Raw genomic sequence first — 14,185 nt, forward strand, 5'->3', positions numbered from 1 at the left:
GAAATCTTGTTCAGGGGGCCGAAGGCATCGGCACCTGCGCTTCGGGTGGAACCGGCGCGGAGGGCGTGGCTGGAGCAGAAGAGGGAATGGTCGCAATGGCCGGAGCGCGCTCTGGCGGCGAAGTGACCATGATGGCGGTCGGCGGGGCCGTGGCGGACGCGGCCACGGGAACCGGGGGCGCCAGCAGAATGCGCGGCGTGTGCTGGCCGGAGGGAGTCACCGCCGGAACGGTGACCAGTTTTTGGGCGGGCACGGGGCGCACCGGAATGGCGGCGCCGCGGGGTTTGGCGGGGGCACGTTCCGCGAGGCGGCGCTTTTCTTCTTCGCTCAGCGCCTGGTACTGCTCCCATTTGGCCTTGCGTTCGTCCGCGGGCACGCTTTTCACTTCTGCGAAGTTGAGGCGCGCCTGGGCTCGCTGCTGGTTGCTCAGGGCTGCCCATTCGATCATGCGGCTGTGCAGGGTGGTTTGGTCATCGGCCGACATGTTCGCGTAGTTTCGTGACAGTGCCAGCCATTTGCGCTTGTGCGCCGTGCTCAAGGTGTGCCAGTGCGATGCCAGCGGCTGCAGCGCCTGTTGCTGCTCGGCGGTGAGCTCGTTCCAGAATGGCTTGGTTGCCGGGGCCGCTTTCGAGACCGAGGGGTGCGAGGCCGACGTTGGGGCGGCCTGCGCGGCGTCGGCACCGGCCTTGGGCGACTCGGAACGCTGGTGAGCGCTGGCCGGTGGCAGGCCGGTCAGGCCTGCAAGGGTGAAGACCGCCGTGGCGATTGCACTCGCCCAAACGACGGCGCCCGGCGTTTGCGGGCGCATCGGGCGGGGTGTGGAGGTGCGGAAAACGGAGAAGCGTCGCATTCGTTCGTTCGGCGGGCCTCAGTCCGAAGCGCCGTCCGACTTGAGGAACTGGGCGAATCCGGGATCGGTGTAGGCAGCCGGAGGCAGGTCGTCGGTCAAAAGGGCCGCGTCGACTTCCGCAAGTTCGCTCGCGCGGTCTTCGTCCTGCATGACGCTGATGGTGATCAGCCCGGCAACCAGCGCGATCAGCGGAACCACCGAACCGATGCGGGTCCACCAGCCACCACCCATCGTGGCCACATTGCCCGACTGGATAACGGTTGATGCCGCGCGCAGCTGGGGCGCCTGCTTGCGCATTGCCACGGCCTGGGCACGCGCGACGCGCAGCCGCTCGCCGATGTCATGCGGCAGCTCCTGGCTGCCCGCAGACAGCCGCGCAGCCACTCGCTGGCCGAATTGATCTTCGGCGGCAAAAGAAGAGGTTGGAACCTTAGTGTTCATAGCGAAATTCCCTTGGCTTTGAGCGCTTTGCTCAAGGCGTGCACGGCCCGCGAACAGTGGGTTTTGACGCTGCCTTCGGAGCAGCCCATTGCAGCGGCCGTCTCCGCCACATCCATTTCTTCCCAGTAACGCATCAGGAAAGCCTCTCGTTGACGACCCGGCAGAGCTGCGATCTGTTCTTCGATTTCGTGGAACACCTGGGCGCGGCGGGTCGTGTCCTCGGCGCTCTCCGTCTCCCTTGAGTCGGTTGGAGAGACGAAGTTCTCCAGAAGATCGAAATCGCCGTCGTCGCTGGCGGCTTCGAAGTCGCCCAGGTTCGAGAACAGGGCGCGCCGGGTCTTCTGCCGGCGGAACCAGTCGAGCGTGCAGTTCGAAAGAATGCGCTGGAACAGCATGGGCAGTTCTTCCGGCGGCTTGTCTCCGTAGTGCTGCGCCAGCTTCATCATGCTGTCCTGCACGATGTCGAGAGCCGCTTCCTCGTCCCGCACGTGATAGACCGAGCGCTTGAAAGCGCGCCGTTCGACGCTCTTCAGAAAGTCGGAAAGTTCTTGTTCAGTGGCCAAGCGAGAGGGGGCGCCGTGGGGCGCCGCGTGGGAATAGGGTGTCTGGAAGCGCTGATGTTTTCCGCCGCGGATTATGCCTTCCTGCCTTTTGGTCGCGGTTTTCGCGCGAAGGCCGGCGCATCGATGTCATAATTCGCATTGCAAGTCAAAAGGCAAACGGGTCACGGTCCGGCGGAACATCAGTCCGCTCATGGCTTTGGCCTCAAGTCCTGGCGCGACCCCACAAGGGTTGGCAAGGGGCACCCAAGGTTTTTCGTTCCCGAAAAAACGCAAAGGTTGATCATGGAAATCTCAAAGGCGGAGATCATCTCCGCAGCAGCCGCGTCCTCTGGCGCCGGCAATCAAACGCAAGAGCTCATGGGCGCTGAAGTGCTGGTCAAGGCACTGCAGGCCGAAGGCGTCCAGTACATCTGGGGCTATCCGGGCGGCGCGGTTCTGTACATCTACGACGCGTTCTACAAGCAGGACACCATCCAGCACGTGCTGGTACGCCACGAGCAGGCAGCCGTGCATGCGGCCGACGGCTATGCGCGCGCCACCGGCGAAGTGGGCGTGGCACTGGTTACCTCCGGCCCCGGGCTGACCAATGCGGTCACCGGCATCGCCACCGCGTACATGGACTCCATCCCGATGGTGATCATCTCGGGCCAGGTACCCACCGCCGCCATCGGCCTCGATGCTTTCCAGGAGTGCGACACCGTGGGCATCACGCGCCCCATCGTGAAGCACAACTTCCTCGTCAAGGATCCCAAGGATCTGGCCATGACGATCAAAAAGGCCTTCCACATCGCACGCAGCGGCCGTCCGGGCCCCGTGGTGGTGGACGTGCCCAAGGACGTCTCGTTTAAGAAGACCCCTTATTCAGGCTATCCCGACAAGGTCGAGATGCGTTCGTACAACCCCGTGCGCAAGGGTCACGGCGGCCAGATCCGCAAGGCGCTGAACCTGCTGCTGAACGCCAAGCGCCCGTACATCTATACGGGCGGCGGCGTGCTGCTGGGCAACGCCACCAACGAGTTGCGCACGCTGGTCGACATGCTCGGCTACCCGGTCACCAACACGCTGATGGGCCTGGGCGCCTATCCGGCGAGCGACCGCAAGTTCCTTGGCATGCTGGGCATGCACGGCACCATCGAGGCCAACAATGCCATGCAGAACTGCGACGTGCTGCTGGCCGTGGGCGCGCGCTTCGATGATCGCGTGATCGGCAATCCGAAGCATTTTGCGATGAACGATCGCAAGATCATCCACATCGACATCGATCCCTCGAGCATCTCCAAGCGCGTGAAGGTCGACATTCCGATCGTCGGCGACGTGAAGGACGTGCTCACCGAGCTGATCTCGATGATCCGCGAGAGCACCACCAAGCCAGACGCCGGCGCGCTGTCCGACTGGTGGAAGACCATCGAGGCCTGGCGCTCGCGCGACTGCCTCAAGTACGACCGCGACAACAAGGACGTCATCAAGCCGCAGTACGTGGTCGAAACCCTCTGGAACATGACCAAGGACGCCGACACGTACATCACGTCGGACGTCGGCCAGCACCAGATGTGGGCCGCGCAGTATTACCGCTTCGACGAGCCGCGCCGCTGGATCAATTCGGGCGGCCTGGGCACCATGGGCGTCGGTATTCCGTACGCGATGGGCATCAAGCTCGCCAAGCCCGATTCGGAAGTGTTCACCATCACCGGTGAAGGCTCGGTGCAGATGTGCATCCAGGAACTCTCGACCTGCCTGCAATACAACACGCCGATCAAGATCTGCTCGCTCAACAACCGCTACCTTGGCATGGTGCGCCAGTGGCAGGAGATCGAATACTCCGGCCGCTACAGCCACAGCTACATGGATGCGCTCCCCAACTTCGTGAAGCTTGCCGAGGCCTACGGCCACGTCGGCATGCTGATCGAGCGTCCACAAGACGTGGAGCCGGCGCTGCGTGAAGCGCGCAAGCTCAAGGACCGCACCGTGTTCATGGATTTCCGTACCGACCCCACCGAGAACGTGTTCCCGATGGTCAAGGCCGGCATGGGCATCACCGAAATGCTGTTGGGCTCCGAAGATCTCTGATCGTCGGCGCATTCGCTTTTAACTTTACTGACGACGAATCTATTGCCCGCCAAGCCCGCGCATTACCGTGCACGGGGGAGGGCGGCGAAAAGAGGAGTCGCGCAAACATGAAACACATCATTGCAGTGCTGCTGGAAAACGAGCCCGGTGCTCTTTCCCGCGTGGTGGGCCTTTTCTCGGCCCGCGGCTACAACATCGAATCGCTCACCGTGGCGCCGACGGAGGACGCGAGCCTCTCGCGCATGACCATCGTCACCGCCGGCTCCGACGACGTGATCGAGCAGATCACCAAGCACCTGAACCGCCTGATCGAAGTGGTCAAGGTCGTCGACCTGACTGAAGGCGCCTATACCGAGCGCGAACTCATGATGGTCAAGGTACGCGCAGTGGGCAAGGAACGCGAAGAAATGATGCGCATGGCCGAGATTTTTCGCGGCCGCATCATCGACGTTACGGACAAGAGCTACACCATCGAACTCACCGGCGACCACGGCAAGAACGATGCTTTCTTGGAAGCAATCGACCGTAGCGCTATCCTCGAGACTGTCCGCACCGGTGCCAGCGGCATCGGGCGCGGCGAGCGCATCCTGCGCGTGTAGGGGGTGAAGATCCCCTCAGTTTCAATGTTCTAAATCAACACATGAGGAGAAGGTAATGCAAGATTTGCTGGGTTTCGAGAAGATGGTGACACCGATCATCATTCGGATTCTGTACTTCCTCGGATTGCTGGGCGTTCTCGCGGCAACGGTCGTTTCGCTGTTCCAGGGGCGCTTTCTGGCTGCCATCGGCATCCTCGTTTTCGGCGCGATCATGGTTCGCGTCTATAGCGAATTGCTGATCCTGCTGTTTCGCATTCACGACAACCTCGTGTCGATCAACCATCAAATGAAGGACCGGAATCCCTCCGGCCAACTGTGAGTGAAGGCACCCCCGCCCTGGGGGTGCCAGAGATTAAATAGGAAAGACGCATCATGAAGGTTTACTACGACAAGGACGCCGACCTCAGCCTCATCAAGGGCAAGACGGTCGCAATCATCGGTTACGGGTCGCAAGGTCACGCGCATGCGCAAAACCTGAACGACAGCGGCGTCAAGGTCGTGGTCGGCCTGCGCAAGGGTGGCGCTTCGTGGGACAAGGTCGGCAAGGCCGGCCTGCAGGTCGCCGAAGTGGCCGACGCGGTGAAGGCGGCCGACGTCGTCATGATCCTGCTGCCCGACGAGCAGATTGCCAACGTCTACAAGAACGACGTGGCCCCGCACATCAAGGAAGGCGCTTCGCTCGTCTTCGCGCACGGCTTCAACGTGCACTACGGTTTCGTGCAGCCGCGCGCCGACCTCGACGTGTGGATGGTGGCGCCCAAGGCTCCCGGCCATACCGTCCGCAGCACCTACACGCAAGGCGGCGGCGTGCCCCACCTCGTGGCCGTGCACCAGGACAAGACCGGCAAGGCGCGTGACCTCGCGCTGAGCTACGCCACCGCCAACGGCGGCGGCAAGGCCGGCATCATCGAGACCAACTTCCGCGAAGAAACCGAGACCGACCTGTTCGGCGAGCAAGCGGTTCTGTGCGGCGGCACGGTCGAGCTGATCAAGGCCGGTTTCGAAACGCTGGTGGAAGCCGGCTACGCGCCCGAAATGGCGTACTTCGAATGCCTGCATGAGCTCAAGCTCATCGTCGACCTGATCTACGAAGGCGGCATCGCCAACATGAACTACTCGATCTCGAACAACGCCGAATACGGCGAGTACGTCACGGGCCCGCGCATCGTGACTGACGAGACCAAGAAGGTCATGAAGCAAGTGCTGCGCGACATCCAGACGGGCGAATACGCCAAGAGCTTCGTGCTCGAAGCCGCTGCCGGCCAGCCCGCGCTGATCAGCCGCCGCCGCCTGAACGCCGAGCACCAGATCGAAGTCGTCGGCGAAAAGCTGCGCGCGATGATGCCCTGGATCAAGAAGAACAGGCTGGTCGACCAGACCCGCAACTGATCCGAAGGCAAATGAAGCGGGCGCTGCGGCGCCTGTTTTCCCGAGGGCCACCCGTGGGGTGGCCTTTTTCATGAAGGGGCGAACCATGGCCCTGAACTACACTGCGAACCCATGCGATTCACAGATCAAGATGCTATCGAATGGGTAGCTGCTCGCGCAGTGCCCATGAGGGACGGAGGCAAACCCAATGCATGACGACACAGTTCCCGACGAAGTGCCGCCGCGCAAGCGCCGCAAGGGCATCTACATCCTGCCGAACCTGTTCACGCTTGCCGCATTGTTCGGCGGCTTCTATTCGGTTGTGATGGCGATGAACGGGCGCTTCGATCTTGCGGCGCTCGGCGTGTTTGCCGCCATGATTCTCGACAGCCTGGACGGCCGCGTGGCCCGCATGACCAACACGCAAAGTGCGTTCGGCGAGCAGATGGATTCGCTGTCCGACATGGTGTCTTTTGGTGCCGCGCCCGCGCTCATCGCGTACGAATGGTCGCTCAAGGGGCTGGGGCGCTGGGGCTGGATTGCCGCTTTTGTTTATTGCGCATGCGCGGCACTGCGCCTCGCACGCTTCAACGTCAACACCGGCGTGGTCGACAAGCGCTGGTTCCAAGGGCTCCCGTCGCCCGCTGCGGCCGCGCTGGTGGCCGGATTCATCTGGCTCATGACCGAATGGGGCAAGCGGGGCGGCGAGGTGCTGTACCTCTCGTGGACGCAGATCACGTGGATCACCTTCGCGTTCACGCTCTACGCAGGTCTTTCGATGGTCACCAATGCGCCGTTCTACAGCTTCAAGGACGTGCAGATGAAAAAGAGCGTGCCGTTCGTGGTGATCGTGCTCATCGCCCTGGGCATCGCGGTCATCAACATCCACCCGCCAACGGTGCTGTTCGGATTGTTCGTGGCGTACGGCCTGAGTGGCTATGTGGTCTATGCGTGGCGCAAGGCCAAGGGGCAGCAGGCCAGCGTGATCAGCACCTCGACCGAAGAGCCGGACGAGCGGGGCTTGCATAACTGACCGCGGCTTGTGCTACATTCGAAACCCTCATGACCAAGATTTCGCTGCTGGCCCTACTAGCCCTCCCTCACGGGCGGAGACGGTAGCGCACGCGCAAATCCCTCACCACGGCCCGTTCGCACCAGCAACGGGCCGTTTGTTTTTGGGGTTGCTGGTTGATTACCAACCATCCAGAGAAATCGACATGCTCAAGCAACCTCAAGCCAAATACCGCGCATTCGCCCCGATCGGCCTCAAGGACCGTACTTGGCCCGATGCCGTGCTGACCAAGGCGCCCATCTGGCTGTCGACGGACCTGCGCGATGGCAACCAGGCGTTGGTCGAGCCGATGGACATTGCGCGCAAGATGCGCATGTTCGAAACGCTCGTGGCCATCGGCTTCAAGGAAATCGAAGTCGGCTTTCCCTCCGCTTCGCAAATCGAGTTCGACTTTGTGCGCAAGCTCATCGAGGAAGACCGCATTCCCGACGATGTGACGATCCAGGTGCTGACGCAGGCGCGCGACCACCTGATTGCGCGCACCTTCGAGTCGCTGCAAGGCGCGCCGCGCGCCATCGTTCACCTCTACAACGCGGTGGCCCCTGTGATGCGCCGCGTGGTACTCGGCATGGACGAAGACCAGATCGTCGAGCTCGCCAGCAGCCATGCGCGCATGTTCAACGAGTTTGCCGCGAAGCAGCCGGCAACGAAGTGGACCTTTCAGTATTCGCCCGAAATGTTCTCGGGCACCGATGTCGTGTTTTCGAAGCGCGTGGTCGATGCGGTCACCGAAGTCTGGGCGCCGACGCCCGAGCGCAAGTGCATCGTCAACTTGCCCACCACGGTCGAGCATTCCACGCCGAACATCTTTGCCGACATGATCGAGTGGATGCACCGCAATCTGGCGCGGCGCGATTCCATTGTGCTGTGCGTGCATCCGCACAACGACCGCGGCACGGGCACTGCGGCGGGCGAGCTGGCGCTCATGGCCGGCGCCGAGCGCATCGAAGGCTGTCTCTTCGGCAACGGCGAGCGCACCGGCAATCTCGACCTTGTGAACGTTGCGCTCAACCTCTACACGCAAGGCGTTTCGCCCGACCTCGACTTCTCGAACATCGACGAAATTCGCGCGACGGTCGAGCACTGCAACCAGATCCCCGTGCACCCGCGCCACCCGTATGTGGGCGACCTGGTCTACACCTCGTTCTCCGGCTCGCACCAGGACGCGATCAAGAAGGCCTTTGCAGCGCGAAAAGAGGGCGACATCTGGGACATGCCTTACCTTCCCATCGATCCGAAGGACGTGGGCCGCAGCTACGAGGCCGTGATTCGCGTCAACAGCCAGTCGGGCAAGGGCGGCATGGCGTACCTGCTCGAGAGCGAGTACGGGCTTGAAATGCCGCGCCGCCTGCAGATGGAGTTCATGCAGACCGTGCAGCGCGTGATGGACGTGGCGGGTAAAGAGCTCACCGCGGCAGACCTCTGGCAACTGTTCGTTCGCGAATACGGCATCGAAGCCGCTCACGCGCTGCAGCACCGGGTGCTCGAGGAAGAAGGCGAGGGCGCCAGCGCCTCCGTGGTGCTGCGCGGCAACCTGCCGTGGGACGGTGAAGTCCGCGCCATCGAAGGCCGCGGCAACGGGCCGATCGACGCTTTCACGCAGGCGCTGAGCAAGGCCACCGGCCATAGCGTGCGCGTGATGGACTACCACCAGCATGCAATTGGCGCGGGCGCCGATGCCAGGTCGGTGACGTACCTCGAACTGCGCGTTGACGAGGCCCAGACGCTGTTCGGCGTCGGCATCGATGCGGACGTGATCTCGGCTTCGCTCAAGGCCATGGTCTCTGGCGTGCAGCGGGCCCGGAGCCGGGGCGCGCACAGCGCACAATCGGTGGTTGAGCTCGCCTGACGCTGTCCGCCGCCGCGCGCGCAAGGTGCGAAACGACCAAAAGGAACAAAGGAGTCCACGATGACCGATCAACTCATTATTTTCGACACCACCTTGCGCGATGGCGAGCAATCGCCCGGCGCCTCGATGACGCGCGACGAGAAGTTGCGCATCGCCAAGCAGCTCGAGCGGCTCAAGGTCGATGTCATCGAGGCGGGCTTTCCCGCCAGTTCGAACGGCGACTTCGAGGCCGTCAGGGCCATTGCCAACGCCATCAAGGATTCGACGATTTGCGGCCTCTCGCGGGCCAACGACCGCGACATTTCACGGGCCGCCGAAGCACTCAAGGGCGCGGCGCGCGGGCGCATCCATACCTTCATTGCAACATCGCCGCTGCACATGGAAAAGAAGCTGCGCATGTCGCCGGACGAGGTGCATGAGCAAGCCAGGCTAGCCGTGCGCTTTGCGCGCAATCTCGTGGGAGACGTGGAGTTCAGCCCCGAAGACGGCTACCGCAGCGACCCCGACTTTCTCTGCCGCGTGCTCGAAACCGTGATCAACGAGGGCGCCACCACCATCAACGTGCCCGACACCGTGGGCTACGCCATTCCCGAGCTCTACGGCAACTTCATCAAGATGCTGCGCGAGCGCGTGCCCAACAGCGACAAGGCCGTCTGGTCCGTGCATTGCCACAACGACCTCGGCATGGCCGTGGCCAACTCGCTGGCGGGTGTGAAGATCGGCGGCGCGCGCCAGGTCGAGTGCACCATCAACGGCCTGGGCGAGCGCGCGGGCAACTGCTCGCTCGAAGAGATCGTCATGGCCGTGAAGACCCGCAAGGATTACTTCGGGCTCGAACTGAATGTCGACACCCGGCACATCGTGGCGGCGAGTCGCATGGTGAGCCAGACCACGGGCTTCGTGGTGCAGCCCAACAAGGCCGTGGTGGGCGCCAATGCCTTTGCGCATGCTTCGGGCATTCACCAGGACGGAGTGCTCAAGGCGCGCGACACCTACGAAATCATGCGTGCCGAAGACGTGGGCTGGACGGCCAACAAGATCGTGCTGGGCAAGCTCAGCGGGCGTAACGCTTTCAAGCAGCGGTTGCAGGATCTCGGCGTGACAATGGCGAGCGAAGCCGACATCAATGCCGCGTTCCTGCGCTTCAAGGAACTGGCCGACCGCAAGTCCGAAATTTTCGACGAGGACATCCTTGCGCTCGTCAGCGCGGAAGAGCTGGCGCACGTTGATGAACAGTTTGCTTTTGTGTCGCTTTCCCAGCACAGCGAAACCGGCGAGCGCCCGCAGGCCAAGGTCGTGTTTACCGTCCAGGGCAAGGAAGTAACCGGCGAATCCGATGGCAATGGCCCGGTTGATGCTTCACTCAAGGCTATCGAGTCGCTTGTAAAAAGTGGCGCCGAGATGGTGCTTTACTCGGTTAATGCCATCAGTGGCTCGACAGAAAGCCAAGGAGAAGTTACAGTTCGGTTACAAAATGCAGGGCGGGTAGTGAATGGAGTTGGCGCAGACCCCGACATCGTGGTCGCATCGGCCAAAGCTTATTTGAGTGCTCTCAACAAGTTACAGAGCCAAGCTGAGAGAGTGGCGGCACAAGGTTAGGTTTACGGGTGATCCTTGGATTCGAGTGAAGAAAAGGACGCAAGTAACTGATATTGCGTGCCTTTTTTGATTTCGATACACTGCGGTTCTCATTTTGCCGCTGGAGAGTTTTAAATGCCCGAAACCCGCCCCCGCCGAGTTTCCAGCCAGCGGTTCTTGCCCGCAGTCAAATTCATCGCCGTCGCGCTCTGCGCCACGGCGTTTTTGCTGCCCGGTGCACAGGCCGCCAAAAAGGAAAAAACAGCTGCCACCAAGACGTCCACGGCCAGGAAGGCCGCCGGGCCGGTGCCAGTAGAAGTCAAGCGCTCGGCCAAGGCGCCGCGCAAGGCCGACCGTAGCGAAAAGGTTGTTCGCGGTGGCCGCAATGTGGTGGCCTCCATTCGCCAAAAGAACGGCAAGACCGTGGTTGCAGTGCAACGCCGTTCGGTGGTTCGTGTCGAAACGCCGGCGCGCCAGTCGTTCGGCCAATTGGCGGGCCTGCACGGAACCGACGACGTGCTCGACCTCAAATCGAGCGTTGCGCTCGTGATCGACCAGGACACGCATGAAGTGCTGTTCAGCAAGAATGACCATGCGGTGTTGCCGATTGCGTCGCTCACCAAGCTGATGACCGGCCTGCTGATCAGCGAAGCCCATCTTCCGAACGACGAACTCATCACCATCACCCAGGATGACGTCGACACCGAAAAGGGCAGCCGCTCGCGCCTTACCGTGGGCACCACGCTGTCGCGCGGCGAGCTTTTGCACCTGGCCCTCATGTCGAGCGAAAACCGCGCGGCCCACGCACTGGGACGCACCTATCCGGGTGGCCTTGCAACCTTTGTGAGCATCATGAACGCCAAGGCAAAGATGCTCGGCATGAAGGACACGCGCTACGTGGAGCCCACCGGCCTGTCGAGCCGCAACCAGTCGAGCGCCCAGGACCTGGCGCTGCTCGTCAACGCCGCTTATTCCGATGCCACGGTGCGCTCGCTCTCCACTTCGCCTGAATACCAGGTCGAGGTGGGCAACCGCGTGCTGCAGTTCAACACAACCAACCGCCTCGTGAAGAGCCCGGACTGGGAAATTGGCGTGCAGAAGACGGGCTATATTTCCGAGGCCGGCCAGTGCCTGGTAATGCAGGCCAAGGTGGCCGGGCGCAAGCTCATCATGGTGTTCCTGGATTCGGCCGGCAAGTTCAGCCGCATTGCCGATGCAGAGCGGGTGCGCCGCTGGGTCGAGGCAACGCATGCCTCCACCGGCTCGCCGGCAGCCGCGCGCAGCAACGCGGCTTACCAGGTCGCCGGCTGAACGACTCAGGCAGCGGCTGAAGAGCCGTTGCCGCTTGCGCCTGGAGCAGCAGACGCCGAGGCAGCGTCCTTGTAGCCCAGCGCTCCCGAAATTTCATTGGCCGTGGCCTGCAGCTTGGGCAACCAGCCCTCGTCCAGCCGGTCTGCCGGGGCGGAGATCGACAGGCCCGCCACCAGCTTGCCCTGGTCGTCGTAGATGCCGGCAGCCATGCATCGCACCCCCAGCTCCAGTTCTTCGTTGTCGCGGGCAATGCCGTATTGGCGTGCCTTCGACAGCTCGCGCTCGAGCGCAGGCAACTGGGTAATGCTGTTGCGCGTGTGGCCCGCCAGGCCGGTTCGCGTGGCGTAGCTGCGCACGCGTTGCGGATCGTCCGCCGCCAGGAACAGCTTGCCGGTCGAGGTGAGGTGCAGTGCGGCGCGGCCGCCAATGGCGCGCACCACCTGCATGCCCGAGCGCTCGCTGTAAGAGCGTTCGATATAAACAATTTCGTCGCCTTGCCGCATGCTGAGGTTCACCGGCTGCTGGGTGAGCTTGTGCAGCTCGCGCATTGGCCCCAGTGCCGCGTCGCGCACGTTGAGCCGGCCCTTGACCAGGTTGCCCAGCTCCAGCAGCCGCATGCCAAGCCTATAGCTGCCGGCTTCGGGCCGGTCGACAAAGCGGCCGACTGCAAGGTCGTTGAGGATGCGGTGCGTGGTGGAGGGGTGCAGCCCGGTCTTTTCGCTGATTTCCTTCAGCGAAATCGCTTCCTCGCGGGAGGCGAGCACGTCGATGAGCGCGAACATGCGCTCGATCACCTGGATGACTGGAACGGCAGGAACGTCGGATTGGATTTTTCTCATGGCGCGATGCGGTGTGGACCGGGCGCCATTTTACCTTGTGAAATCGCTCGGCGCCTGCCAGTGTCCGTCGATCAGCACTTCATGGGGGCTGAAGCGAGCCTTGTAGTTCATCTTGGCGCTGCCTTCGATCCAATATCCAAGGTAGACGTGCGGCAGGCCGAGTTTTCGGGCCTGTTCGATCTGCCACAGCACGCTGTAGGTGCCGTAACCCGCGCTGTCGCCGGGCTCGTAGAAGGTATAGACGGCCGAAATGCCGTCGTTCAGCACGTCGAGTATCGACACCATCTTCAATGCGCCCGCGCTGCCGTCGGGCAGCGTCTCGCGGAATTCGACTAGCCGCGAATTGACCCGGCTCTGCAGCAGGAACTGGGTGTACTGGTCGATGCTGTCGTGGTCCATGCCGCCGCCGGCATGGCGGCCATTCTGGTAGCGAAGATAGAGTTGGTAGTGCTCGGGCACAAAGCACAGCTTGAGCACGCGCGCATGCAGGTCCTTGTGCTGTTTGACAGCCCTGCGCTGGCTGCGGCTGGGCCGAAAGCTGTTGACCAGCACGCGCAGCGGTATGCAGGCATGGCAGCCGTCGCAATACGGCCTGTAGGTGAACATTCCGCTGCGCCGGAAACCACTGAGCACCAGGTCGGAGTAGGCGTCGTTGTGAATGAGGTGGCTGGGCGTGGCCACCTGCGACCGGGCCTGGCGATCCGGCAGATAGCTGCACGGATAGGGCGCCGTCGCGTAGAACTGCAGCGTGTGAAGCGGAAGATCCTTGAGGTGCGTCACGTCGATTGAGAGGGTCGCGTGGAAAGGAGTTCTGCCCAGTATACGGGCTCGAAATGCCACTGTGGCCCCTCTTGCCGGCGGGCATTGGACACGTGCGCCACAAAGCGGCTGCGCGACATTTCGCGCGCTCCCAGGCTGGCCAGGTGAGAGGTGTTCTGCTGGCAGTCGATCATCTTTACCTGGAACCGTCGGCACAGGCACACCAGCGCGGCCAGCGCAATCTTCGAGGCATCCGGGCGGCGGGTGAACATCGATTCGCCGAACACCGCCCGCCCGAGCGCCACGCAGTAGAGCCCGCCCGCAAGCTCGCCATCGATCCAGGTTTCCACGCTGTGCGCGTGGCCTGCCTGGTGCAGCGCGAGGTACGCATTCACCATGTCCGGCACGATCCAGGTGCCCGACTGGCCGACGCGCGGCGATTGCGAGCAGGCCTTGATGACGGCGCCAAAATCGTGGTCGATCCGCACCTCGCACCCCGGCGTTTGTGAAAACCGCGCCAGGGTCTTGCGCAGCGACCTGTGCAGCTTGAAGTCGGCCACCTGCAGCACCATGCGCGGGTCCGGGCTCCACCAGAGAATCGGCTGGTCTTCACTGAACCACGGAAATACGCACCGGCCATACGCTTGCGTCAGAGTATCCACATCGAGCGCACCGCCGGCCGCAAGCAGGCCGGGAACGGGATCGGCCTCACCCCAGGCAGAGGCTGGGTCGGGCAGTGCTTCGCCGGGTTCGAGCCAGGGCAGTTGTTGCATGCCGTAGGTATACACGGCTTCGTGGCGAGCTTCATCCGGATGGGTGAAAATGGCCATTCTTCAGCGGTTCGCAAACGATTGCGGCCTGCGAGACACAGGCTCCCTGTGCAACAGCG

Annotated in this window: 14 protein-coding genes; 8 read left to right on the forward strand and 6 right to left on the reverse strand. The window is 62.7% G+C overall.

Features of this window, described 5'->3' with window-relative positions; all coding sequences use genetic code 11:
- Positions 1-10: 10 nt before the first annotated feature.
- From QHG62_RS09635 to QHG62_RS09645, 3 genes are read right to left on the reverse strand one after another with little or no spacing between them, the layout of a single operon-like run.
- Positions 11-808, reverse strand: a complete 798-nt coding sequence (locus QHG62_RS09635; RefSeq protein WP_281150653.1) for a DUF3106 domain-containing protein — start codon at positions 806-808, stop codon at positions 11-13.
- A 60-nt stretch (positions 809-868) separates the two neighbouring features.
- Positions 869-1,291 carry a DUF3619 family protein gene (locus QHG62_RS09640; RefSeq protein WP_281150654.1) on the reverse strand — a complete coding sequence of 141 codons (423 nt, stop codon included), beginning with the start codon at positions 1,289-1,291 and terminating at the stop codon, positions 869-871.
- Positions 1,288-1,854: an RNA polymerase sigma factor gene (locus tag QHG62_RS09645; RefSeq protein ID WP_281150655.1), complete on the reverse strand. Its 567-nt coding sequence runs from the start codon at positions 1,852-1,854 to the stop codon at positions 1,288-1,290. The genes QHG62_RS09640 and QHG62_RS09645 overlap by 4 nt, the downstream gene beginning before the upstream one ends.
- 282 nt (positions 1,855-2,136) lie before the next feature.
- Here QHG62_RS09645 and QHG62_RS09650 point away from each other — a divergent pair, with 282 nt between their 5' ends.
- The 8 genes from QHG62_RS09650 to QHG62_RS09685 all read left to right on the forward strand — a co-directional run bounded on the left by QHG62_RS09650 (position 2,137) and on the right by QHG62_RS09685 (position 11,698).
- On the forward strand, positions 2,137-3,921 hold the full coding sequence (locus QHG62_RS09650) for an acetolactate synthase 3 catalytic subunit (protein WP_281150656.1): 1,785 nt from the start codon (positions 2,137-2,139) through the stop codon (positions 3,919-3,921).
- A 107-nt stretch (positions 3,922-4,028) separates the two neighbouring features.
- Positions 4,029-4,520 (forward strand): acetolactate synthase small subunit, encoded by a 492-nt coding sequence (gene ilvN, locus QHG62_RS09655; RefSeq protein ID WP_012747479.1) that lies wholly within the window; start codon positions 4,029-4,031, stop codon positions 4,518-4,520.
- Between the two features lie 55 nt (positions 4,521-4,575).
- A complete protein-coding gene (locus tag QHG62_RS09660; protein ID WP_157613688.1) occupies positions 4,576-4,839 on the forward strand; it encodes a DUF4282 domain-containing protein in 264 nt (87 codons plus the stop codon).
- A 53-nt stretch (positions 4,840-4,892) separates the two neighbouring features.
- Positions 4,893-5,909: a ketol-acid reductoisomerase gene (gene ilvC, locus QHG62_RS09665; RefSeq protein ID WP_281150657.1), complete on the forward strand. Its 1,017-nt coding sequence runs from the start codon at positions 4,893-4,895 to the stop codon at positions 5,907-5,909.
- A gap of 187 nt (positions 5,910-6,096) precedes the next feature.
- The gene (gene pssA / locus QHG62_RS09670; protein WP_055800083.1) at positions 6,097-6,921 is read left to right on the forward strand and encodes a CDP-diacylglycerol--serine O-phosphatidyltransferase; all 825 of its coding nucleotides are present in this window, start codon (positions 6,097-6,099) and stop codon (positions 6,919-6,921) included.
- 184 nt (positions 6,922-7,105) lie between these two features.
- Positions 7,106-8,809, forward strand: coding sequence for a 2-isopropylmalate synthase (gene leuA / locus QHG62_RS09675; protein ID WP_281150658.1), 1,704 nt, complete (start codon positions 7,106-7,108; stop codon positions 8,807-8,809).
- Between the two features lie 60 nt (positions 8,810-8,869).
- Positions 8,870-10,408: a 2-isopropylmalate synthase gene (locus tag QHG62_RS09680; RefSeq protein ID WP_281150659.1), complete on the forward strand. Its 1,539-nt coding sequence runs from the start codon at positions 8,870-8,872 to the stop codon at positions 10,406-10,408.
- Positions 10,409-10,522: 114 nt separating this feature from the next.
- Positions 10,523-11,698, forward strand: a complete 1,176-nt coding sequence (locus tag QHG62_RS09685) for a serine hydrolase (RefSeq protein ID WP_281150660.1) — start codon at positions 10,523-10,525, stop codon at positions 11,696-11,698.
- A 5-nt stretch (positions 11,699-11,703) separates the two neighbouring features.
- Here the strand turns inward: QHG62_RS09685 and QHG62_RS09690 are convergent, their stop codons facing one another.
- Genes QHG62_RS09690 through aat form a run of 3 tightly spaced genes read right to left on the reverse strand, consistent with a single transcriptional unit; the run spans position 11,704 to position 14,069 of the window.
- Positions 11,704-12,537, reverse strand: a complete 834-nt coding sequence (locus tag QHG62_RS09690) for an IclR family transcriptional regulator (protein ID WP_281150661.1) — start codon at positions 12,535-12,537, stop codon at positions 11,704-11,706.
- A 30-nt stretch (positions 12,538-12,567) separates the two neighbouring features.
- On the reverse strand, positions 12,568-13,317 hold the full coding sequence (locus QHG62_RS09695; RefSeq protein WP_281150662.1) for an arginyltransferase: 750 nt from the start codon (positions 13,315-13,317) through the stop codon (positions 12,568-12,570).
- Positions 13,314-14,069 carry a leucyl/phenylalanyl-tRNA--protein transferase gene (gene aat, locus QHG62_RS09700; protein WP_281151557.1) on the reverse strand — a complete coding sequence of 252 codons (756 nt, stop codon included), beginning with the start codon at positions 14,067-14,069 and terminating at the stop codon, positions 13,314-13,316. Before aat ends, QHG62_RS09695 begins: the two co-directional genes overlap by 4 nt.
- Positions 14,070-14,185 lie beyond the last annotated feature (116 nt).

It is taken from the genome of Variovorax paradoxus, assembly GCF_029919115.1.
Taxonomy (GTDB): domain Bacteria; phylum Pseudomonadota; class Gammaproteobacteria; order Burkholderiales; family Burkholderiaceae_C; genus Variovorax; species Variovorax paradoxus_O.